This window comes from Pseudoalteromonas sp. T1lg122 (genome assembly GCF_002964825.1).
In the GTDB taxonomy this organism is placed as follows: Bacteria; Pseudomonadota; Gammaproteobacteria; order Enterobacterales; family Alteromonadaceae; genus Pseudoalteromonas; species Pseudoalteromonas gelatinilytica.
This window is the reverse complement of the sequence record NZ_PQCG01000032.1, coordinates 597,570-617,765: the sequence shown is the minus strand read 5'-3', so window position 1 is coordinate 617,765 and position 20,196 is coordinate 597,570. Positions and strand designations below refer to the sequence as shown.

Here is a 20,196-nt window from a genome sequence, read left to right as displayed (position 1 = left end):
TATGTATAGTTTTAAAAAGGCAATAAAAAACCGCGCATAAGCGCGGTTTAAATAGTTATTTCTAGTGTTAAAAATTAGCCATTACCACCAGTAGATCCCGTTGATCCTGTACCACCTGTAATAGGTTGTTCTTCAACTTCACAGATAGTGGGTATATCTAAATTTTCAACTGTATTGCTTGCAGTAATTTCTTTTACATTCCAGCTATAGTTTGTGTAATTGAAATAGCCAACATAGTAATTAGAGCCTTCCTCTAGGTTAAAATTACCTAGCCCATTAGCTCCTGTATAAACTCTACCTTGCCACATCCAACTAGTATCGTAGATATATACAATCGCTGGCGTAGCTACAGGGGATGCATCAACATCAAAATCTTCAGTATTACTACATACCAACTGAGACTTGAATTGCTGTGAAACCATTGATGGAGGTGTGACATTAAGCTTAATAGTTTTACCATTTAAGTCACATAAATTATCAAAAGATAATTTTGAAACCACTCCATCAGCGCTCGCTTCGCCAACAATACCATCTAAAACATTTTTACTACCACGAATAAATTTAATAGATGCAGGGAACGATGGAGGATTTCTGAAGGTTCCTTCTGAATAGTTTCCTCCATAATTATAAATTCGTTGGCGATAACCCTTGGCTTCGATTAAGAGGTCTGCACGTAAAGTATTTGGGTCATTATTTACATCAACTACATTAAATGAAAGAGTATTTCCTGGGCACTTTGAAGCGCCTATTTGATATGTGAAATAATCCAAGTTCCAATAAGACAGGTGATTAACAGAGACTTCAACATCAAATGTATTTGCTGCACCACTATCTTTTACTAACCCATAATTCTCAAACGACCATTTTCCTGTGTCTTCATCATAGCTCCAAACAGGAAAAATATCATTTACAGCTAAATCTCTAGACGTTGGACTTTCAAGAGTACAAACACCATTCGCATAACCGTTCGCTTCTGCTTGGGCTGAAAGACTGTCTGTTGAAGCTTCATCGTATGTTACAGGGCAAGGATTCAAGGTGTTTTTATCAACCTGCATTGCGACTTCAATTGAAATAGGTTCACCACCATCATCTTCACCAAACGTACTAACTTTGTTTCCTTCATCATCAACTAGCTCTATTGCAACAAAACCACCTGATGTAAATGAACCTTCAACTTGTTCTGTATCGCTATTTGGAGCTGTGACAGACAATGAAAGTCCACCAGGAAAAGCATCTAGTGAAGAGCTTTCTAGGGCGTTATCTTCTGTTTCGGTATTATTTCTTGTTGCTTCATTTGCAAAATAAGCCAAGGTCATTTGAGGAGCAGAGGTTAATGCTGTTCCATCTTTATCAAGAAACTTAGTTCCGTTTTTAAGTTTTACAGTAGCACTGCCAACAGCAATATTTGCTTTTGAACTATCGATTTCTTGTTTTAATACTATTTTGTCAGCGCCATCTAGTGATAGTCCTGTTGATGGATCATAAGTTACAGTAACATCTTCCCCTGACTCCCCTTTTAATGATGAAACCGCTTCAGTCGCAGCAGCAACAGCAACATCAGAATCACTCAGCTCTCGTGGTGTTAAACGAACTTCTTTAGCACCAATATTATCAGTAGATGACAAGGTTATAGAGGCATTATTATTTAGGTACCCTTCAGCGGTAATTATAAACTCATAGGTACTGCCTTCTGCAGGAATTGACTCGACAGTAAAGGCAAATGCACTACCTGTTGTTGATTTATCACTATCTGTCAACTCTTCACCACCACCAGATAAAAGCCCATCCTCACTTGATGTAAATGATATCATTGCAGTGACTGAGTCAGGTAATGGTTGACCTGTAAGGTCTGCGATGTTGATTGTTAACGCACCAGCTTGTACGGCTGCTGCAACTGGCGGGACTGCTACATTTTGTGTGGGGGTAGGGGGTTCAGGTATTGTTTCATTGTTATCGTTATCACTAAAACAGCCCGCTAAGATCAGCGTAGAGCTTACTGCAAAAGCTAGTTTAGATAAGTTAAAGCTAGACTTTTTCATCGTCACTTTCCTTGTAAAGTTAATTTTTACTGCATTTGTATGAAAATTAATGCTAGTAGCCATACACTTTTACGTCAAGGAAGTTGCTAATGATCTGTTTAATTATTTTAAAAAATAGGATTATTGGTGTAAGAAGAAATTTAGATAAAAAAATACCTCCCAGAGGAGGTATTTTTAAAACCTTAACAAACTAAATTTGATTAGCCGTTACCACCAGTAGAACCAGTTGAACCAGTACCACCAGTTACAGGAACTTCTTCTAATTCACAGTTATCACGAACGACGTTGAATGTCTCATCAGTGCCATCGGCTGTAATAGTGAATGTTTGTTGATCAACGTCAACACCACGTGGAGTGAATACAACATCATACTGTTGACCACTTTGTAGGCCTGTTAAGCTGTATGAACCGTCAGAACCCGTTGCAGCAGTTTTAATTCTGTTTGCTTGTGCATACTTAACTAAAGCACCTGTGAATGGGTACGTATTATCTTGGAAATCTTCGCTCGCGTTAGAACAAGAATAAGTTACATTGATATTCTCACTAACGATTTCGTAAGGTTGTGTAACTGGAATTGAAATTGGACCACATACTAATTGTGAGCTGAAACCCCATGAGTTACCTAGTAAATCACGTACAGAGATACGAGCATTTAATGTATTCCATAAGCCATACTTAGCTGCAGCACGTAAGAATAGGTTACCGCTGCCAGATTTAATACGGCGGCTGTATGAGAATTGAGGAGTATCAATATCAATAATTAATGGTACGCTACCAGGGTAGCCACCTAATGCGAAAGTTGGTACCGCTGTACAAGCTGGGAAGCTCCAAAGGAAAGGCCAGCCAGATAAGTGATTAGTAGAAACAGTTGCATTACCGTCAGCGTCTACTGTTACAGAATCTTCTGTTGCCCACTCACCAGTATCTTCGTTATAAGACATTACACTTAGAGAATCGCCTTCAGAAATTGCTTGGCCATTAACTGTTGCTGGTAATGATGCAGTAAGAGAAATTGGGCTAGAGAAGTTTTTAACTTTTGAATCACCAGCTTTCATTTCAATATTCATCATCGAAACAGGAACTTGAACAGTAGTTGTGCTTGATTCATTTAAGCCATCAGGGATAAGGTCAATTGCTTTCGCTTTACCTGAAGCTGCGTCAACATCAGCAGTAACTACAGATAAGCTAATATCACCGTCTGCGATTGCATTACCATCTGCATCCTGTAAAACAACATCTGTACCAATTGCAACAGACGCTGAGCTTGAGTCTGCATCTGCTGATACAGTTAGTTCTTCAGCAAGTTGACCAGAAGTGGTTGTACCTGTGCCAGAAGCTGATGTTACTGTTGTATCAAGTTTTGTAAGTTGGACGAAAGCTTCAAAAGGCTCAGAGCTGTCCACTTCAGAGAAATCTAAAATTGAAGTTTTAGAAATGAACTCATCTGAAGAAACAATCATTTTAAGCGTAGAAACATCAGATGATGCTAGATTGAATGTGAAAGAACCATCTTCAGTTGTAATAGAGGTAATAGCGTTACCGTCGATATCAACAACATTTTCAGAAGGAGCACCATCTTGGTAAAACATAATTGTTGCAGCAATTGGATTACCTGTTGATTTTTGAACTACGTTACCTGAAACGTAGAACGTTAAATCCTCAGGGGTATCAGCCACAGGAACGTCTACTGTAGGTACTGGTGGCTCAGGCACTGTGTCGTTTTTGTCGTCATCACTCAAACAACCACTTAAGCTTAAAGTGACACCTAACGCTAGCGCTAGCTTGGTTAGTTTAAATTCATTGTTTCCCATAATCGTTACCTTTCTTTCCTTTCTCGTAAAGTAATCAGACTTTTATTAGAGCAAATAGTACCGGTTTGTGCACCGAAAAAACGCCACACATGGTTATCTGTTATTGAAGGATAAGCGTACATTATATATACGTCAAGTGAACATTATATATACTTTCATTAATAAAATAAGAAAGTTCTGTCTCATCTTTCAGGTGTAACTTGTGACAACACACCGCTTTGCAAAATTATAATACAGAGCTTTGCTGTTAAAAAGCTTAACTCTATGAATATTTATAGATTATCCAACTGAACTTATGCTGACTTTGCTTTTCAGTTTGGTAATATTATTTTAAAGCATTTAAGAAAAATTTGTAACACATTTATAACTGCGCAAAACTTTCGACGTAGTCGCTAAGCTTGTCGATATCTACTACTTGTAAGCCTTGATTACTACGCTGCACTAAGCCTTTTTCAACCAATTCTGTAACGACGCGTCTATATGCTCTTTCGGTGGTGGCAAAGCGCTCAGCTTCAGCATTTACGGTAGGGTAGGCACGCAGTAACGTTGGGTTACTGTTTTCAGCTCTTAATAAGCAATCTTTAGCTATGTTGTAGCTAAGTGGTAATAGCAGCTTATCTAAATTTATTTTTTGGTTTTCTTGGAATTTAGCGGCAATTGTTTGCGCTGTGTACAAGCTTAACTCTGGCTTTTCTAAGAGTAGTGCGCGCCAATGTTTAAGCTCAATTAGGTTATAACTTACATCGCTAAAGCACGTAACTGTGTAGATACACGGGTAGTTATTCAGTGCTTCAATTTCACCAATCAGAGTGTTGTTACAATCAAGCTGGCCCAAAAGAAGGCGTCGGCCATTACCCACGTCATAGCTGAACGACACTGTGCCACTTCTCACTAATACGAGTTTTGACAAAGGTTGATCTTGGTGGATCAGCACTTCTTTTTTAGCTTGTTGAAAACTACTGCCAGCAAATGTCAGTAATTGGTCAACAAGATAGCTTGAAAAATGATATTGAAACATTAACGCCGCTCTTCGGACAATTGTCCTATTTATTACATCTTAATGACGTTAGCATTAAGATTCTAAGAATTTACGCTAACTTGCTAGTAAGGTGATTCACGTTACTGATACCTTCATTTCCCGTGTAATGATTTTAAAGCCAAGATTATTCTTAAGCTTTACAAGGTTTTTAGTAAGTTAGCTTTTTTATTTTATTGTCAAACTAGCACAGAGTGCGTCAAAAAAAATGACAAGCTCCAATGCTAACCTAAAGCCTAGGAGAGAACAATTGAGTTGGGAATATTTAGGCTATTTAGCGTCAGCACTGTTGGTTGCTTCTTTGACAATGAGCGATGTAGTAAAACTACGCTGGCTCAACCTAGCAGGGTGTATTGCATTTACCTTCTACGGACTGGCAATAGGTGCCGTTCCGGTGGCCTTCACCAATGGTTTACTGGCGTTTGTGAATATTTTCCACATCATTAAATTAAAGCGTCAGCAAAAAGCTGACGCCGAGTAATATTATTCCTCTTTTTTATATTTTAACTCGCCCGCAATCCAAGTTTGTGTCACGTTTATATCGTGGATCTCAGAAACTGGGGCTTTGTAATAGTCTTTATCAATCAAAATAAAGTCAGCCCACTTTCCTTGCTCTAAACTACCTATCTTAAACTCTTGATGTGCAGCATAAGCACCACCTAAAGTAAACGCACGCAAAGCTTCATCACGCGATAGCAGCTCTTGTGGTCGCCAGCCACCTTCAGGAAGTTGATTATGATCCATTCGTGTAATGGCTGAATATAAGCCATCAAACGGATCAGCAAGCTCTACAGGAAAGTCAGAACCTGCTGCAATTACAGAGCCTTGCGCTAAAAAGGTTTTCCAAGCATACGCCCCTTCAAGTTGTTTTTCAGTCAGGCGCTGCTCTGCCATATGCATATCAGAGGTTGCATGAACAGGCTGCATTGAAGGAATAATTTTTAACGTTTTAAAACGAGGGATATCTTCAGGAGTCACAATTTGTGCGTGTTCAATTCGGTTACGAAGTAAAATGCCACCGGTTTTTTTAAACACATTTTCATAAGCATCGAGCACCACGTGATTGGCTTTATCACCAATTGCATGGGTGTTCGCACTAAAGCCATGAGCAAAGCTTAAGTTGAATAGCTGTTCAAGCTTTTCTTGGGTTTCAAGCATTAAGCCGTGGTGATTTTTACGATCTGCGTATTCCTCGATGAGGGCTGCGCCTCGACTGCCTAAAGCACCATCTGCATACACTTTGACACTTCGAATCGACAGCATGTCATTCATGTCTTTATATTTGCCTGCTTTGAGCATGGTTTCTAGTTGAGGATCGGCAGCACTTAGCATGGCTACGATTCTGACAGGAAGGGACTTTTGCTCAGAGCGCTGCTTGTACACTTGCCACGTGTCGTAATCGATACCGGCATCATGGGTTGATGTAATACCCAAACTTAGTAGATGTTTACCTGCATTATCTAATGCCGTATTAATGCTGGCATGGCTTGCTTTTGGTACATGTTGGGTAACAAGCGTTTCGGCTTTATCAATGAATACCCCAGAAGGTAACCCTGAATCCAGCTTTAAAATTTCACCGCCGGCAGGAGAGGGAGTTTGTTTATCAATACCTGCAAGTTCCATGGCTTTTGAGTTAACCCACACAGCATGGCCATCAACGCGAGAAAGCACCACAGGTTTGTCTTTTACATATTTGTCTAAATCAGCTGCAGTTGGAAACTCACCGCCAGGCCATTGCTCTTGATTCCAACCGCGACCAATGATCCAACCTTGTTTATCTTTGGCAAACTCAGCCAGCATTTTACCAACCTCATCTGCCGAGCGCGTATTTCTGACATCAAGTTGTGAAAGGTTATTACCTAAACCAATTACATGGCCATGAGCATCGACTAAGCCAGGTAACAACGTGGCTTGCTTGCCATCAATTGCGGTGGCGTCAGGGAAGCTATTTTTAATTGAGTCAGTGCCTGTTTTTACGACTTTACCGTCTTTAAAAACCAGTGCTGAAAAGTGTTGGGTTTCGCCTTTGTAGGTAGGCGTGTAGCCATTTACATTATAAATAACAGTGGTGTTGGCAAAGCAGCTAAGTGATGCTGTTGCTAGTAAGCTGATGATGAGTTTCATAATCTTCTAATAGTTTTTATTGATTTATGAAAACAGTATCAGAGTTGCAGTAAACTGCAACTCAGCTGCAAGTAAATAATTAACTGTAACGCTTTATTTGCTTGCGTAGACCTTAAATTCACTGAGCGATAATTTATTATCTTTATCACTGTCGTAGTTTTTGAAACGTGACCATAGAGCAGGGTCTCTCGCAGACTCTGAGCGAGTCAGGTAACCATCGTCATTACGATCAAGTTGTTTAAATTTTTCACCAATACTATCTGCAGCAAAACTCACTGTGCTAGTTACACAACATAAAATTAGGCTGGCAAAGGTTAATTTTGACATTACTTTAACTCTTGTTTGTTAAATAGTGTTTAAATTCAAGGAGCGAGATTTGTTGATCTTTATCTGTATCCCACTGCGCCATGCGTTTTTGCAAGTGCGGTTGCGATGACAATTCCTGCACAGATAAAAAGCCATTTTTATCTTTATCTAGGTGATCAAATCGTTGTTTTACATCCAATGCTAAGCTATTGAAGCTTATAGTAATTAAGGTACATGAAGCAAGCCAGAAAATTCTCATAATTACACTCCTTTATTCATACTCATAATTACACCCCTTTATAAATAAAAGTGCTTGCCATAATTTAACTCCCAAAATTTAAATCCGTTTACACATTCCCTCTGGGATTATGGCAAGCACTTTAAGCCGTTAAGGTTTGAATTTTTCAAACTCTTGTTCAGACAGAACCTGATCGCCGTTTTCATCCAGATCGGCAAATTGCTTAAGTATGTTATCGTGTTTGGTTGCTTCAGTTAATGAAATCTCGCCGTCGGCGTTAATATCAAACTTAGCAAATCGAACATCCATTTGTGATGCTAAAACGGTGGCGCTGATAACTAAAAACATCAGCGAGAATGCAGCTAATAGTTGTTTCATTACAATCTCCTATTGAATAAACGACTGAAACTCAGAAAATGAAATTTGGCCATCTTGGTTACTATCAATTTGCGTAAAGTTGCCATGTAATAATGCATCTTCAGATGCTTCAGCTTCACTCAAAAAACCATTACTGTCTTTATCGAGTTCGTTAAACGTTGTTTGCAAATCAAGTGCATAACTACTTAACGAGATTAGACTTATAAGCAGGGGAGCTGCCAAGGCCGTTACTTTCATTTTGTGTCCTAAAAAACTAATTTGCTTAGTACTAATCAAAATCAGTGCCAATTTTAAAAATATTTAATTATCAATTGGTTATGGGTTTTGTGTGGTTTTGAATGCGAAATAGTTACAGGGTGTTGTGTCTTTTTTGCAACGATTTTCAGGTGTTAAAAGTTTATCTATTTTATTTCAATGAGTTAGCTTGTTGCTAAATAGCAACTTTGTATCGGTTTTTGGGTGAAAATCAGTCCTTTTTAAGGTCGGATTCAGCGAGTGTCTAAGTTTGTTCACTAATAATCAGCATCTGCAATTATGTTGAGAGTGAATATGCAAAATAAAGTAGCGATAAAAATAAAACAGTTACTCAATTGGCGACCTAGTCTTATTGGCCAGTTCGTCTGTAGCATTTTGCTGTCTTTGCTGCCGTTATCCTTGGTGGTGATTTTATTTTTAAATGCGCTCAATAAGCAGCTTGCAGTGACTCAAGAAATCGTCGGTGACAATTACGAAATTACCAAAGCATTTAACAACCTCAAACAAGACTTAAATAGCCTTGAACGAGCAACTCGACAAAACTGGGTGCTTAAAAGTGAATCCCTCGATAGCTTAATTGCCAACAAGTGGCAATCGTCACTGCAAAGTGTCGATGAGCTCATTTTCTTAAGCCCAACCGCTGATTATGTCTCGCAGTGGCGGCAATTGGCTGAGGTATTACAATTTGCGCATCAACATTTATTAATAGAACAAAAGCAAGATGGTGAGCTGTTTGCACCCGCTAGTAAGCTTATCAGTGAGCAAACAAATTGGCTCAAAGAGCAAAATGAATTACGCATCACAAAAAATCAGCAGCAATTAAAAGCACTTCAAGCTTCATTTATTAATTGGTTATTTGCGTTAATTCCACTCACTTTATTGGTCGGGGGCGGGTTTCTTTGGCGGATCAGCGGACGGCTCAGGGAGCTCACACATGTTATTGATAAACTTGGACAAGGCCATTGGCAGCAAAAAATTCAAGTTAGAGGTTCGTCAGAGTTAGTTGAATTAGGTAACAAACTAGAGTGGGTTCAAGCACAGCTACATATGCTTGAGCAGCAAAAAGATACATTTTTACGCCATGTGACACATGAATTAAAAACGCCCCTAGCTTCGATGGTTGAAGGCACAGACTTACTCGCAGATGAAATTGTTGGCCCAATCAATAGCGAGCAACAAGCTGTCCTTGGGCTAATAACACAAAGTATGGTGCGACTCAGAGCTATGATTGAAAGCTTATTGAGTTACAACGCCATTCGCACGAGTAAGCAAAGCCTAAGCGAGCTTAACTTTAATTTGATGATGAATAAAATTGAGCGTCATTTTGAGCACCGATTATCAGCGCGTGACTTATCCATTGTGTGGGTGAACGAGTTACCAAATAAAGCCTTGTTTATCTCAATTGAGCTACTTGAAATGGTGCTCATTCAATTGACTTCAAATGCGCTAAAGTTTTCGCCGGAACATGAGTCAGTGACAATAAAAGCAAGCTTAAAGCAGGGACAGTTAATTTTGAGTGTCAGCGACTTAGGTGTAGGGATAGAGGATACTGAAAAAGCCGCTGTATTTGGGGCTTTTTACCAAGGTAAGAATGCAAAACAACATACTGAAATGGGCAGCGGACTCGGTTTAACCATAGTTAAAGAAACCGTTGAACAATTAAACGGTAAGCTCTCTATTACAGATAATGAGCCACAAGGGTGTGTATTTACAGCCATTTTACCAATTCAATTAACCCAAGGAGTTAACTGATATGGGCTTAGCGAATAAAGCCAGTTTTATGCTTGTTATAGGCACACTTTTTATAACAGGGTGCACGATCACGCAAAAGCATGTTGAGGCAGAGCAAGTAGAGCCGACAGCAGATGTGAAATCTCAAGGGCAACCTAATCCCAAGCCTCGGCCGAAAAGTGAGCCGTTATACCCGCCTGCAAGTACAGTCATTGCTTGGCATGCAGCCAAGTGTGGTGGCTTTAAAGCGGCTTCTGATAAAGCAAATTATGTCGGCGAAAATGAGCTAAAGCGTCTGTTTGAGTCAATTTGTTTACTCGGTGCTTCAGAGCCAGAAAAAGCCCTTAATCAGCTTGAAAAAAGTGACCATGCTTTTTATTGGCCAGATGATATTAAGCAGTATCTATGGTTACAAAAGCAATATTTACAACAGAATTTAGCGGCAAAACAAGCTAAGCAAGCACTGAGTGATGAAATGGAAAAAACCTTATCGTCGCTTGCGACTATCGAACAACAACTTCTGCTACGTGAAGAAACCAAGGAGCAGTAATCATGAGTGAAGAAACAAAACCACGGGTTTTATTAGTTGATGATGATGCCAGCTTATTAAAATTACTGGCTATTCGGATTGAATCTAAAGGCTATCAGGTAAGCACAGTTGAAAGTGGCATTGAGGCATTACAAACACTAAAAAACCAAACCTATGATGCGGTAATCACTGACTTAAGAATGGATGAAATGGACGGCATGGCTCTACATCGCCAGTTACAAAGTCGTTATCCTTCAATGCCGGTGATTATGATGACAGCACATGGTTCGATACCTGATGCAGTGGAAGCGACGAAGCAAGGTATATTTGCATTTATTACCAAACCGGTTGATAAAGATGAGCTGTTCGACAGCCTTGCTAAAGCTATCGAGATCCATGGTGTACATGGTGATGAAACACCCACACAAACAAATATTGTCACCCGTAGCGGGGCGATGTTGCATCTACTTGAGCAAGTTAAATTGCTTGGTCCAACGCAAGTGAATGTATTGATCTCCGGTGCTAGTGGAACAGGTAAAGAACTCCTTGCACAAGCGATACATCAACACAGCCATGTTAGTGATGGGCCATTTGTGGCAATTAACTGCGGCGCTGTGCCGGGAGAGCTTTTAGAGTCTGAATTATTTGGACATAAAAAAGGTGCGTTTACAGGTGCAGTCAAAGACCATCAAGGTTTGTTTCAACAAGCACAAGGTGGTACCCTTTTTCTAGACGAAATTGGTGATATGCCGCTAAATTTACAAGTAAAACTGCTAAGGGTTTTACAAGAGAAAACCATTCGTCCTGTAGGCTTTCAAGAAGAGATCCCAATTGATGTGCGGGTGGTGTCGGCGACTCATAAGAATCTTCCTGAGGCAATCAATAATCAGCAGTTCCGTGAAGATTTATATTACCGATTAAACGTGGTGAACTTAAAATTGCCTCCGCTTTGTGAACGCCGAGAAGATATCAGTTTGCTAGCACAGCATTTTGCAGGTCTAATTGCTAAACGTATGGGGCAAGATCAAAAGCAGTTTGCCAATGATGCAATGCATGCTTTGGTTCGCTATGACTGGCCGGGTAATATCCGTCAATTACAAAATGTGATAGAGCAGGTAGTAGCCCTTACACCTGGTAAAGTGATTGCTGCTCAGTTAGTTGAGAGTGCATTAAATAGTAATGTTAGTATTGCTGAGCCACTTTCGTTAAATGATGCAAAAAAAGAATTTGAGCGAGACTATTTAATTAATACGCTGAAAATGTCAGCGGGTAATGTTGCTGAAGCCGCAAAGCTTGCGAAACGTAATCGCTCAGATTTTTATAAATTAATTAAAAAGCACAACATTAATGTTGAAAGCTTAATATAAGGAAAAACATGGCGCTTTTTTTAGTCTATCTGGGCGGTCGTATTCAAGGTTGTCACATTGAAATGCACGACGTTCGATTTGTCGTAGGTGATAACATTGAACAAACCTACTCAAAACTAAAAGCACAATGGGTGGGTGATAAAAACAATGTGCACATGGATAGCTACATGCAAATTCAGCACATCGATGGCTATCAGGTCGAAGTGGTTGATACTGCGCATCATCAAGCCGAAAAACTGTATTTTGTGAATTTAGGTGCTTACCGAGCTGATAGTCTTGCGGAGCAACATGATTTTGCATTGTACGTTGCGCGTAGCAGTGAAGAAGCAAAGCAACGCGCTAAAGAGTCTTTATTGGCGGGAATGACTCATCTTCATAAAGATGACTTACACGATGTAGACGATTGTTTTGCGATTGATTTGTTAGATAGCAACTTATCAATAAAATTAACGCCAAGCGGGCAAGCTCAAGCAATGAAGCCCGATTGGTTTGGCTATTACGTTCTTTGATCTAATCTTGGTTATCGTTTTTACTGGCAACTTTAAAGGCGATAATCACCAATCCAAACAAAGCAAATGGCAGTGCAGCGAGTAAATACTCAACGGTATGGCTGTCTTGGTAGTTGGGCTGGAGTAGGAAGTGACCTGCAACACAAAGTAAGATAGCCACGAATAAAACGGGCAGTAAAATCAGTTCTTTTTTAGGTGAGTGTTTTTTCATTACAAGGCGTTATATTCAAAAGGTGCGCCATTGTAATGAGCTACCCTTAGCTAGGTCAAATAAGTTGCTTTGTAGTTTGCTTTATATTGCGCTGTATCAACTTTTTTAGTGTCAGCTTTTACAGGCTGCTTTTTTGGAGCCGCTGGTTTATCGGTTGTTTCATTATAGCTAAATAGCCCCATAATGAATTCAATCTCTTCACGTTGTAATCCAGATCGCATGATGCCCTCCAAAGAATAATTTGCCTTTTGTATTACAAATATTACGTCCTGTAATCTGAATTATCGGTGAATACCCAGTCATTAAACTGTAATCATATGTAACGCAAATATGCTTATTTAATAGGCAGCTCCACAGTAAACACAACACCTGTGCCATCATCTAAATTTTCTGCCAATACTTTACCGTGATGGTAATCGCAAATAAGCCTTACAATATAAAGACCTAAACCCAAGTGTGGCTGCTGTTGATGTTGCTGACTTCTCACCGAGACCATTGAGTCGAAAATGTGTTCAACTAAACCGTCAGGGAGCAAAGGCCCTTGGTTGCTGATTTTTAATAATGCATGGTGCTCTTGCTTGGTTAAGCTGACTGAAATTGTGCTTTGCGAGGTTTTAAACTCGAGTGCGTTGTTGATGAGCTTATCGAGTAATTGGGCAATAAATTCTGGTGCGCCACTAACATTTAACGGCTCTTTACAAAGCGACAAGGTAAATAGGCTTTCACCATAGGTTATTTGATAGCCCTGCATGCAGCCGGTGATCACCTTGGTCAGGTCAAACTCTTCTGCCTCGGCGCTTTGAATACTTTGTTCAAGGCGCGTTGCTTCACTCATGGTGGTAATAATTTTACCTAACCGCTCAACCCCTTCACTGGCACGGTCGAGGTATTTTTGACTCAGTTCAGATTGCGGCTGCATTTGTAAATTTTCAAGTGATGAGCGTACAACAGCCACAGGCGTACGCAGCTCATGGGAGAGTCGTGATGACATATTTTCTAAGTAATCAGTATAACCACTTAAACGGCTAACAATGTTGGCAAAGCTGCGAGAAAGGTCGCCAATTTCGTCATTCGAATCGGCATAAGTAATTTTGCCGGTGATCCGCCCTTGGGCATCAATAGCTTGCTCGGCATTATCACGTAAGCGGCGAATACGGCTGGAAATTCTTGAAGCAAAAAAGAACAGTGTCACAGTACCAACAAGCATCACCGCTAAAATCACATTAAAGAGCTTTTCTAAGGATTTATTACGCAGAGTGCGCACGCCGTTGGTGGTTTCTTCTGCGATTACTGCACCAATGACTTTATCTTGGATCCAAATAGGGTAGGCCGCCGATAAGATAACGGCTTTGTTATCTGGAGTTAAGCGCCATGATGATGCGGGTTTACCATTTAAAGCACTGGCTATGTGAGTACCTTGCATCGCAGCGACATCATGCAAGGTATCAATAAACTCATTTTCTGGGCGAGTTAAAATTTTATAGTAAAGTGGGTGTAAGTAATCTTGCTCAAAGCGTTGCCACCAGGTTGTTGCGGGCTCCTCTTTTAGGCCGTCAGCCCAAACGCCATCGGCATGATGAATTGAGCCTGATTGTGCAAGTACGCGATGATGGTTATCGACGACCCAAATTCGGCTGCCACTGTGGCCCATGCCTTTCAAAATACGGTTAATTTCCGGCGAAGGTACTAAAACAGAGCCGATATCATTGGGGTTTTGTAGGTTTGAGGTCGACATAAGCTGAGGCTCAACCTTGTCTTCATCCCAATCTTCAATAGCAAAACCAAGCTTATTCCCTAGCATCGAAAGCGGAAAACGCAGTTCTATGTTGTAACCCGTGTCGGTGCTTTTAAAATAGCCTTGAATTTTAGTGATAGGCTCTTGTGTCGAAGCATCAAAGGCATTAACCCAACCATCTTGGCGGGCAGCCACCACATAACTTTTAAACTCACCTTCAGGTGTTTTTAACATGATCTGTAAGTGATCATTACGGGTAAAGCTGAGCACATTTTTAGCACGATACACCAGTGAGTTATCAGTGACTTTAAATGCCGCATAAAGGTAGTTTTCGTATTTGCCTACCATGTGATCAAAACTTAGATCACTTGGTTGATGATCATTACTTAACCCCTGTAAGTAGCGCTTGTCATAATGCCAAAATAAGCTTTGATAAGGCTGCCATTCCGACAATTTACCATCAAGTTGAATCGGGTTATTCAGATTATAGGCATATAAATCTCGGCCTTTTACAACTTGATCTAAAAAGTTGGTTTGCGAGTCAAACAAAGCGGGGCGCTCATGTAATGCGGTTGCGAGTGCGCGGGTGGTGCCCACTAAGGTTTTTTCTTGTCCTTGCCTTAAGAACTTTTCCATTTCCCAAACATATTCATAGCCAAGCCAAGGCAATAAAAATAAAAAGCAGGATAAGAAAATAAACTTTGTTCTAAGCCCCAAACGCAGCATTAAGCTTGCTCCCAGCGATAACCCATACCGTAAGCGGTATCAATGCAGTCAAATGCATCATCTAAAGCAATAAACTTTTTACGAATACGTTTTACGTGTGAGGTAATAGTGCTGTCATCAACATAAATCTTGGCATCACTCATTAATTCGTTGCGGCTTTTTACATGGCCAGGGCGCTGTGCAAGCGAATGTACCATCCAAAATTCTGTCACAGTTAAATCAACCAGTTGCTCTTGCCAAAAAACCTGCATGCGCTGAGTATCTAACTTTAACGGGCCGCGATGCAAAAGAGCGGTTTGATCGGCGGGTTGATCAAAGGCATCAAGGCGTCTAAACAAGGCACCAATGCGAGCAGCAAGATGCGCCATACTGATGTCTTTGGTTAAGTAATCGTCAGCACCCATGCGCAGGCCACATACGGTATCAATTTCGCTATCGCGGGCGGTTAAAAATATAATCGGTAAGGTTTTAGATAGACTGCGTAATGTTTGGCAAAGTAAAAAACCACCATCCACTTCATGGCCAAGGCCAATATCAACAATGGCTAAATCGGGTAAAGATTGACTAAATGCCAGTTCAGCACTCGCTCTGTCAGCAAAGCCTACAACCTGATAGCCCTGAGCGCTGAGCATTTCTGTGTAGTTTTCGCGGATTGCTGTTTCATCTTCAACGATTGCTATTTTCTTCATTGTTAATACTTACTTAAATTCTTTCTATAGCGAACTATACCTAATTTTTTGCCTTACGTACTGGCAAAAACGCGATTGCCATTTTTCTGCCATAATTGCTCAGCAGTTTGCCTTTTTTGATCCCCTTTATTGCCATTTCGACTTGTTTTAATAGCTCCATACCAAGTTCGCAACACCAACCAATGTTGCCAAGCAATTAAGTAGAAAAAGGATTAAACCATGAAAAAATTAATTATTGCCGCTGTTATTACATCTGTTGTATCTGTAGCCCCTTTTGCAGACGCTGCGAGTCAAACTAAACAAGAAACACCAAAAGAAACAGCCATTGGCTTAGGTGCAGGTGCCCTTGTTGGCGGCATAGTCGGCGGCCCAATGGGAGCATTTATTGGCGCGTTTGCTGGTGGCTTAATTGGTGAAAAAGAAGCGGCAGACAACACCATTGATGAACAAGCTCACGCATTAGTTGTAATGAAGGAGCAAACCGCTGATTACCAACAAGTGATTGCCGATAACGCAGCACTAAGTGAGCAGCTTGAATTATTAGCTGACGAAAAAGAGCAGTTACTACAAGCCCAATTAAACACCTTACTGGCGATGACGGTACAGTTTAAAACCGGCTCTAGCGAAATTGCCCCACACTTTGCAAATCAACTCGACAAAGTCGCGCAGTTATTGATTGCCCAGCCAAATTTGGCTATCGACTTAAATGGCTTTGCAGATCAGCGTGGTGATGAATTGGCTAATTTAATGCTCTCAAAACAGCGTGTAAATGCAGTGCAAAGCTACTTAATTAAACAAGGTGTGCCTCATACGCGCTTAACCGCAACCGCCTTTGGTGAGCAGCAAAGTGTTGCCGATTCAAATAACTACGAAGACAACGTGTTTGACCGCCGCGTAACCTTAACGACACGCCCTGTGTCACAAAGCAGCTTACGTACAGCACAAAGTAACCACTAATTCATCGGTCGATGGAGTGACATATTATGTTGAGTAACCGTACCAAAAGGCTCCTTTTTGGGAGCCTTTTTATCCTCTTATTAGGTTATGCAGTTAACCCTGCATTTGCAGCCAATGCCAGTGCCGAACTGCGTTTTTATGATGATTCAAATAGCCAAGTGTCGTCGGGCTTATTAGTGAAAAACGATGTCACTATGACGCTCACTGGGCTTATTAATCATGTTGTTGTTAAACAACGTTATCAAAACCCGCACCCGTTTGCGGTTAATGCACGCTATGTGTTTCCGTTACCTGATGAAAGTGCAGTTCATGCCATGCAAATGCAAATTGGTGAGCGCATTATCACCGGTAACATTGCCCTTAAACAGCAGGCAGAACAGCAATTTGAGCAAGCTCAAAAACAGGGTAAACGTGCCGCTTTAGTTCGTCAGCAGCGTGCGAATATTTTCTCTACTGATGTGGCAAACCTTGGAGCAGGGGAAGAGATTGAAATTACCTTGCAATATCAAGAGATAATCGGTTTTCGAGATGGTGTGTTTTCACTGCGTTTTCCAACCACTATTACACCGCGCTACGAACCTTTAACGGCAGAACTGCAGCAAAAAGCGAATCTAGAAACAACAGACACAGAACAACAGAACGACACAACAGCTAACACAGTGCAAGTGGCATCAGCGTGGCTAAAGCCTGTTTTTCATCGTGCACAAAGCCAAGAGTCTGATGCGAGCCTAAACCTTGCAATTGCGATGGATATTGGCCTTGAACTCAGTGATATCAGCGCTAATTTAGCGGGTATGCAAATCGATAACCCAAGTTTTGGTCGCTATCAATTATCACTTAATCGTGATGTTCCAATGGATAGAGACTTTGAGCTGACATTTAAACCCCTTGATAAAGCCCACTCTCAGGCTGCATTTTTTACCGAAACAGTAGCAGGGCAAGAATATGGTTTACTGATGTTAGTACCGCCAAGCGATCACTTTACCTCGCAAGCTCGTCTGCCTCGTGAAATGGTGTTTGTTGTTGATACCTCCGGCTCAATGCATGGTCAATCTATGGAGCAGGCCAAACAAGCCTTGTTTTATGCCCTTTCGTTATTGGATGAAAATGATAGTTTTAACATCATCGGCTTTGATAACGAAGTGTCAGTGTTAAGTGACACGCCAATGATTGCTAATGACTTTAACATTCGCCGTGCAGAGCGCTTTATTTATGGCTTACAAGCTGATGGCGGCACTGAAATCGCAAAAGCACTAACTCAGGTACTTGATGGTAAACAGCATGATGGCTTTGTACGCCAAGTGGTGTTTTTAACCGATGGCAGTGTGGGTAACGAAACGCAGCTATTTAAACAAATTCAAACAGATTTAGGTGACAGCCGACTCTTTACCGTCGGTATTGGTAGCGCGCCTAATAGCTTTTTTATGACCAGAGCTGCTGACATTGGTCGTGGTACATTTACTTTTATAAGTAGCACCAGCCAAGTACAGCCAAAAATGCAGCTACTTTTTGATAAGCTGGCCCATCCCGCGGTTACTGAGCTTGCTCTTGAAGGCGACAAAGTAGCCCTTGAGTATTGGCCATCGCCATTACCTGACTTGTATTTTTCAGAGCCGGTTTTGGTTGCCGTGAAGCTTGATGGCAGTCAGCACTTAACATTAAAGGGGCAGACAAACACAGGGCCAATGACGATTAATTTAGCAACTGCCAATGCTGCACACGGCGAAGGTATCGCTAGACTCTGGGCCAGACAAAAAATTAAATCGCTGCTGCTTTATAACGAAAAACAAGCGGTACGCGCAGAAGTCGAAACATTAGCACTTCAGCATCATTTACTTAGCCCTTTTACGGCCTTTATTGCAGTTGATAACTATGCGGGGAATGAGATTGCAGAGCGTTCAATGCAAGTGCGAAACAAACTTCCTAACGGCATGACGCTACCGCAAACCGACGGACAAAGCCGGGTGTTTATGTTACTTGGATTGTTGTTGCTTTCTTTCTCGTGGTTATGGCAATGGCGACGTTAAAAAAAGCGCTGCCGGTATGCAGCGCCTTACTTGGTATCGCATTGCTTGCTAATGGCGGTTATATGCAGGCAAAAGCTTGGCTGGCACAGGCCTTGATTGAGTCTGCTTGGCAGCAAGCTTTGCTAAGTCCTAATCAGCAAGTAAGGCCTTGGTTTTACGCCGATGGTTATGTCACTGCACACATAAATTGGCCAAGCCAGCAGCAAGAATTGACTGTACTTGCTGGTGCATCGGGGCGAAACCTCGCGTTTGCCCCCGGGCATTTTTTACCAAGTGGTGAACTTGGCAGCACAAAAGGGGTGTTAATAGCTGGCCATAACGACACCCACTTTGCATTTTTAAAACATGTTGCAGTGGGTGAGCAGTTCAGTATGCAGTTGCAAAATGGCCAGATTGAGCACTATCAAGTTCGTAGCATTGATGTTATTCATCAAAGTGAACAGGGCTTTTTAGCACAATCAGGCCTTTATTTATTAACCTGTTACCCTTTTGACTCGTTAGCTTCAGGGACAGAGTTTAGGCTATTGGTGTCGGCTGATAAATTATCGTCGTCTACGTCAACTTTCAGCTCTTGATGACGTTGACTAACAATAACACCGGCGAATACCACTGCAATACTCACCCATTGCCATAGTGTGAGTACTTCGCCAAGTAAAATAGCTGACAAAATTAACGCAAAAATTGGAATGAGGTTTGAATAAGCCGCAGCGGTTAATACCGACACTTTACTAATGGCGTAGTTGTACATGCCATAGCCGCCTAAAGTGACACATGAGCCTAAATATAAAATGCTCAGTAGGGCACTTAAGTCGTGCTGATTTTCGCTGGGTAGTTCGATGAAAAATAAAAAAGGCGCAAAGAATAAGCTACCACTGAACCCTTGAATTGCTATTAAGGTCAGCGGTGAGTAACGGGCGACTAAGTGTTTTACGCTCACGGTATAAAACGCGGCACACACCATCGCCATCAACTCTAAAAAGTTACCAAGCAGTGGGTTAGGGGCTTGCTCAGTGCTTGGTGATAATAGCGTTAATAAAATACTGCCACCAATACACAAGGTAAAACCAACGACGATGGCTTTACTGATGTACTCTTTTAATATTAAGAACGCCAAAATAGCGACGATAATTGGTAAACAAGAGACAATTACCCCAGCTTGCGATGCTGAAGTGTATTCAAGAGCATGCCCTTCAAATAAATAATAGAAACAAGGCTCAGCCAGTGACATACCAATTAAGTACTTCCAGTCACCTGGTTTGAACTCAAAGCGGATCACATAGCGCCATAAACATAAGCTAATCAATAACGTGGTTAGCATTCTTAAGAAAATGACTAACACAGGATCATAAACATTGATTGCATGCTTTAATGCAATGTAGGAGCTACCCCATAAAAAGGTCGCGATAATTAAGCATAAACTGGCTGGCATAGGTGTCGCTATTGAGTAAAAAAACGAGAGCGCGATCCTAGCATGAATTTTTTTAACTTGTTCAAAAATTGTTAGCTGGTATATATATACCCAAACTCC

Annotated in this window: 21 protein-coding genes; 8 read left to right on the top strand and 13 right to left on the bottom strand. The window is 41.0% G+C overall.

Going from position 1 to position 20,196, the window contains the following annotated elements:
* Positions 1 to 74 precede the first annotated feature (74 nt).
* The 3 genes from C2M33_RS15210 to C2M33_RS15200 form a co-directional block, all read right to left on the bottom strand.
* A complete protein-coding gene (locus C2M33_RS15210) occupies positions 75 to 2,039 on the bottom strand; it encodes a hypothetical protein (RefSeq protein WP_105174832.1) in 1,965 nt (654 codons plus the stop codon).
* Between the two features lie 200 nt (positions 2,040 to 2,239).
* On the bottom strand, positions 2,240 to 3,850 hold the full coding sequence (locus C2M33_RS15205) for a hypothetical protein (protein ID WP_105174831.1): 1,611 nt from the start codon (positions 3,848 to 3,850) through the stop codon (positions 2,240 to 2,242).
* Between the two features lie 361 nt (positions 3,851 to 4,211).
* Positions 4,212 to 4,868, bottom strand: a complete 657-nt coding sequence (locus C2M33_RS15200; RefSeq protein WP_054560870.1) for a Crp/Fnr family transcriptional regulator — start codon at positions 4,866 to 4,868, stop codon at positions 4,212 to 4,214.
* A gap of 268 nt (positions 4,869 to 5,136) precedes the next feature.
* Between C2M33_RS15200 and C2M33_RS15195 the strand changes: the two genes are divergently transcribed.
* Positions 5,137 to 5,367 (top strand): YgjV family protein, encoded by a 231-nt coding sequence (locus C2M33_RS15195; RefSeq protein WP_063529621.1) that lies wholly within the window; start codon positions 5,137 to 5,139, stop codon positions 5,365 to 5,367.
* 2 nt (positions 5,368 to 5,369) lie between these two features.
* Here C2M33_RS15195 and C2M33_RS15190 read toward each other — a convergent pair whose 3' ends face one another.
* The 5 genes from C2M33_RS15190 to C2M33_RS15170 form a co-directional block, all read right to left on the bottom strand.
* Positions 5,370 to 7,010, bottom strand: a complete 1,641-nt coding sequence (locus C2M33_RS15190; RefSeq protein ID WP_105174830.1) for an amidohydrolase — start codon at positions 7,008 to 7,010, stop codon at positions 5,370 to 5,372.
* A 93-nt stretch (positions 7,011 to 7,103) separates the two neighbouring features.
* Positions 7,104 to 7,337, bottom strand: coding sequence for an EF-hand domain-containing protein (locus C2M33_RS15185; protein WP_063703288.1), 234 nt, complete (start codon positions 7,335 to 7,337; stop codon positions 7,104 to 7,106).
* 4 nt (positions 7,338 to 7,341) lie between these two features.
* Positions 7,342 to 7,575, bottom strand: coding sequence for an EF-hand domain-containing protein (locus C2M33_RS15180; protein WP_063703291.1), 234 nt, complete (start codon positions 7,573 to 7,575; stop codon positions 7,342 to 7,344).
* Between the two features lie 129 nt (positions 7,576 to 7,704).
* Positions 7,705 to 7,932: a hypothetical protein gene (locus tag C2M33_RS15175; RefSeq protein WP_105174829.1), complete on the bottom strand. Its 228-nt coding sequence runs from the start codon at positions 7,930 to 7,932 to the stop codon at positions 7,705 to 7,707.
* Positions 7,933 to 7,941: 9 nt separating this feature from the next.
* Positions 7,942 to 8,169, bottom strand: coding sequence for a cag pathogenicity island protein Cag25 (locus C2M33_RS15170; RefSeq protein ID WP_105174828.1), 228 nt, complete (start codon positions 8,167 to 8,169; stop codon positions 7,942 to 7,944).
* Positions 8,170 to 8,481: 312 nt separating this feature from the next.
* On the opposite strand from C2M33_RS15170, the gene C2M33_RS15165 reads away from it, so the two are divergent.
* The 4 genes from C2M33_RS15165 to C2M33_RS15150 are packed head-to-tail and all read left to right on the top strand — an operon-like array spanning position 8,482 to position 12,323.
* Positions 8,482 to 9,939, top strand: a complete 1,458-nt coding sequence (locus C2M33_RS15165) for a sensor histidine kinase (protein WP_105174827.1) — start codon at positions 8,482 to 8,484, stop codon at positions 9,937 to 9,939.
* A 1-nt stretch (position 9,940) separates the two neighbouring features.
* A complete protein-coding gene (locus C2M33_RS15160) occupies positions 9,941 to 10,468 on the top strand; it encodes a hypothetical protein (RefSeq protein ID WP_105174826.1) in 528 nt (175 codons plus the stop codon).
* A 2-nt stretch (positions 10,469 to 10,470) separates the two neighbouring features.
* Positions 10,471 to 11,814, top strand: a complete 1,344-nt coding sequence (locus tag C2M33_RS15155; protein ID WP_105174825.1) for a sigma 54-interacting transcriptional regulator — start codon at positions 10,471 to 10,473, stop codon at positions 11,812 to 11,814.
* An 8-nt stretch (positions 11,815 to 11,822) separates the two neighbouring features.
* Positions 11,823 to 12,323: a DUF1543 domain-containing protein gene (locus C2M33_RS15150; RefSeq protein WP_105174824.1), complete on the top strand. Its 501-nt coding sequence runs from the start codon at positions 11,823 to 11,825 to the stop codon at positions 12,321 to 12,323.
* A 1-nt stretch (position 12,324) separates the two neighbouring features.
* Here C2M33_RS15150 and C2M33_RS15145 read toward each other — a convergent pair whose 3' ends face one another.
* The 4 genes from C2M33_RS15145 to pdsR form a co-directional block, all read right to left on the bottom strand.
* The gene (locus C2M33_RS15145) at positions 12,325 to 12,534 is read right to left on the bottom strand and encodes a hypothetical protein (RefSeq protein WP_054560860.1); all 210 of its coding nucleotides are present in this window, start codon (positions 12,532 to 12,534) and stop codon (positions 12,325 to 12,327) included.
* Positions 12,535 to 12,584: 50 nt separating this feature from the next.
* A complete protein-coding gene (locus C2M33_RS21130) occupies positions 12,585 to 12,755 on the bottom strand; it encodes a hypothetical protein (protein ID WP_158685596.1) in 171 nt (56 codons plus the stop codon).
* A gap of 113 nt (positions 12,756 to 12,868) precedes the next feature.
* On the bottom strand, positions 12,869 to 14,995 hold the full coding sequence (gene pdsS / locus C2M33_RS15140) for a proteobacterial dedicated sortase system histidine kinase (protein ID WP_105174823.1): 2,127 nt from the start codon (positions 14,993 to 14,995) through the stop codon (positions 12,869 to 12,871).
* Positions 14,995 to 15,684, bottom strand: coding sequence for a proteobacterial dedicated sortase system response regulator (gene pdsR / locus C2M33_RS15135; RefSeq protein ID WP_105174822.1), 690 nt, complete (start codon positions 15,682 to 15,684; stop codon positions 14,995 to 14,997). Before pdsR ends, pdsS begins: the two co-directional genes overlap by 1 nt.
* A gap of 219 nt (positions 15,685 to 15,903) precedes the next feature.
* Between pdsR and pdsO the strand changes: the two genes are divergently transcribed.
* Genes pdsO through C2M33_RS15120 form a run of 3 tightly spaced genes read left to right on the top strand, consistent with a single transcriptional unit; the run spans position 15,904 to position 19,243 of the window.
* Complete coding sequence (pdsO, locus tag C2M33_RS15130) at positions 15,904 to 16,641, top strand: sortase-associated OmpA-like protein PdsO (protein WP_105174821.1); 738 nt, start codon at positions 15,904 to 15,906, stop codon at positions 16,639 to 16,641.
* A 26-nt stretch (positions 16,642 to 16,667) separates the two neighbouring features.
* Positions 16,668 to 18,668 carry a marine proteobacterial sortase target protein gene (locus C2M33_RS15125; RefSeq protein WP_105174820.1) on the top strand — a complete coding sequence of 667 codons (2,001 nt, stop codon included), beginning with the start codon at positions 16,668 to 16,670 and terminating at the stop codon, positions 18,666 to 18,668.
* Positions 18,656 to 19,243: a class GN sortase gene (locus C2M33_RS15120; RefSeq protein ID WP_105174920.1), complete on the top strand. Its 588-nt coding sequence runs from the start codon at positions 18,656 to 18,658 to the stop codon at positions 19,241 to 19,243. The genes C2M33_RS15125 and C2M33_RS15120 overlap by 13 nt, the downstream gene beginning before the upstream one ends.
* Here C2M33_RS15120 and C2M33_RS15115 read toward each other — a convergent pair.
* Positions 19,150 to 20,097, bottom strand: coding sequence for a DMT family transporter (locus C2M33_RS15115; RefSeq protein WP_105174819.1), 948 nt, complete (start codon positions 20,095 to 20,097; stop codon positions 19,150 to 19,152). The genes C2M33_RS15120 and C2M33_RS15115 overlap by 94 nt on opposite strands.
* Between the last annotated feature and the right edge of the window lie 99 nt (positions 20,098 to 20,196).

Coding starts and splice junctions, on each gene's coding strand:
- C2M33_RS15210 (WP_105174832.1), bottom strand. CDS start 2,039: ATGAAAAAGTCTAGCTTTAACTTATCTAAACTAGCTTTTGCAGTAAGC.
- C2M33_RS15205 (WP_105174831.1), bottom strand. CDS start 3,850: ATGGGAAACAATGAATTTAAACTAACCAAGCTAGCGCTAGCGTTAGGT.
- C2M33_RS15200 (WP_054560870.1), bottom strand. CDS start 4,868: ATGTTTCAATATCATTTTTCAAGCTATCTTGTTGACCAATTACTGACA.
- C2M33_RS15190 (WP_105174830.1), bottom strand. CDS start 7,010: ATGAAACTCATCATCAGCTTACTAGCAACAGCATCACTTAGCTGCTTT.
- C2M33_RS15185 (WP_063703288.1), bottom strand. CDS start 7,337: ATGTCAAAATTAACCTTTGCCAGCCTAATTTTATGTTGTGTAACTAGC.
- C2M33_RS15180 (WP_063703291.1), bottom strand. CDS start 7,575: ATGAGAATTTTCTGGCTTGCTTCATGTACCTTAATTACTATAAGCTTC.
- C2M33_RS15175 (WP_105174829.1), bottom strand. CDS start 7,932: ATGAAACAACTATTAGCTGCATTCTCGCTGATGTTTTTAGTTATCAGC.
- C2M33_RS15170 (WP_105174828.1), bottom strand. CDS start 8,169: ATGAAAGTAACGGCCTTGGCAGCTCCCCTGCTTATAAGTCTAATCTCG.
- C2M33_RS15165 (WP_105174827.1), top strand. CDS start 8,482: ATGCAAAATAAAGTAGCGATAAAAATAAAACAGTTACTCAATTGGCGA.
- C2M33_RS15160 (WP_105174826.1), top strand. CDS start 9,941: ATGGGCTTAGCGAATAAAGCCAGTTTTATGCTTGTTATAGGCACACTT.
- C2M33_RS15155 (WP_105174825.1), top strand. CDS start 10,471: ATGAGTGAAGAAACAAAACCACGGGTTTTATTAGTTGATGATGATGCC.
- C2M33_RS15150 (WP_105174824.1), top strand. CDS start 11,823: ATGGCGCTTTTTTTAGTCTATCTGGGCGGTCGTATTCAAGGTTGTCAC.
- C2M33_RS15145 (WP_054560860.1), bottom strand. CDS start 12,534: ATGAAAAAACACTCACCTAAAAAAGAACTGATTTTACTGCCCGTTTTA.
- C2M33_RS21130 (WP_158685596.1), bottom strand. CDS start 12,755: ATGCGATCTGGATTACAACGTGAAGAGATTGAATTCATTATGGGGCTA.
- pdsS (WP_105174823.1), bottom strand. CDS start 14,995: ATGCTGCGTTTGGGGCTTAGAACAAAGTTTATTTTCTTATCCTGCTTT.
- pdsR (WP_105174822.1), bottom strand. CDS start 15,684: ATGAAGAAAATAGCAATCGTTGAAGATGAAACAGCAATCCGCGAAAAC.
- pdsO (WP_105174821.1), top strand. CDS start 15,904: ATGAAAAAATTAATTATTGCCGCTGTTATTACATCTGTTGTATCTGTA.
- C2M33_RS15125 (WP_105174820.1), top strand. CDS start 16,668: ATGTTGAGTAACCGTACCAAAAGGCTCCTTTTTGGGAGCCTTTTTATC.
- C2M33_RS15120 (WP_105174920.1), top strand. CDS start 18,656: ATGGCGACGTTAAAAAAAGCGCTGCCGGTATGCAGCGCCTTACTTGGT.
- C2M33_RS15115 (WP_105174819.1), bottom strand. CDS start 20,097: ATGCCAGCCAGTTTATGCTTAATTATCGCGACCTTTTTATGGGGTAGC.